The organism is Hydrogenophaga sp., assembly GCF_030158645.1.
Classification (GTDB): domain Bacteria; phylum Pseudomonadota; class Gammaproteobacteria; order Burkholderiales; family Burkholderiaceae_C; genus Hydrogenophaga.
In genome coordinates this window covers 1-1,126 of the sequence record NZ_JAOASO010000156.1, presented here as the reverse complement: position 1 = coordinate 1,126, position 1,126 = coordinate 1, and the positions used below count along the sequence as shown (strand labels likewise).

1 protein-coding gene is annotated in these 1,126 nt (G+C 65.5%); it reads right to left on the bottom strand.

All coding sequences use genetic code 11. From position 1 onward, the window contains the following. The coding region (gene asd / locus Q1W68_RS16665) for an aspartate-semialdehyde dehydrogenase (protein WP_300717132.1) at positions 1 to 1,093 on the bottom strand (1,093 nt) is incomplete at its 3' end. Positions 1,094 to 1,126 lie beyond the last annotated feature (33 nt).

Sequence of the window (1,126 nt, the reverse complement as noted above, 5' to 3'; positions counted from 1 at the left end):
GGTCCCCGATGGTGAAGGCGCCGAGGTATTCCGGCCCCATCGCCATCTTGCGCAAGCGCCCCACCGGGATGCCCAATGTTCCGGTCACTGCCACTGGTGTCAGCTGCCGGACCGTGTCTTCGCGGTTGTTGGGAACGACCTTCACCCAGGCGTTGTCGCTCGCGATCAATTGTTCGATATCGGCCAGCGGCACATCCTTCTTGAGCTTGAAGAGAAGTGACTGACTGTGACAACGCATGGCGCCGACACGCACGCAGAAGCCGTCGACCGGCACCGCCGGCTTGTCGAAACCCGCGCCCTGTCCGAGGATCTTGTTGGTCTCGGCGCCGCCCTTCCATTCCTCGCGGCTGACACCCCAGCCTTCGTCGTCGCGGCCCTTGCCGATGCCGAGATCCTTGTCGATCCAGGGGATCAGCGAGCCGGCCAGCGGCACGCCGAACTGGGCCGTTTCAGACTCACTCAGACCGCGCTGCTTGGCCAGCAGGCGCCGGTCGATCTCGAGGATCGCGCTCTTCGGGTCGTCGAGCAGGTCACGCACCTCGGCGTTCAGCGTGCCGAACTGGGTCAGCAACTCGCGCATGTGCTGCGCTCCGCCGCCCGAGGCGGCCTGGTAGGTCTGCGTGCTCATCCACTCGACCAGGCCGGCCTTGTAGAGCGCGCCCACGCCCATCAGCATGCAGCTGACGGTGCAGTTGCCGCCGATCCAGTTGCGCCCGCCACGCGTCAGTGCGTTCTGGATCACCGGCAGGTTGACCGGGTCGAGCACGATCACCGCGTCGCTCTTCATCCGCAGCGTCGATGCGGCATCGATCCAGTGCCCGGCCCAGCCTGCGGCGCGCAGCTTCGGGAACACCTCGGTGGTGTAGTCGCCGCCCTGCGCGGTGATGACGATGTCGCAGCGCTTGAGCGCGTCGATGTCGTAGGCGTCGCGCAGCGTCGCCTCGTTGCGCGCCTGCGCCGGTGCCTTGCCGCCCGCGTTGCTGGTGCTGAAGAACATCGGCTCGATCAGCGGAAAGTCACCTTCCTGCTGCATGCGATCGAGCAACACCGAACCCACCATCCCGCGCCAACCCACCAATCCGACCAGCTTCATGACCTTGCCTTTCAAACCCGAATCTTCAGACAC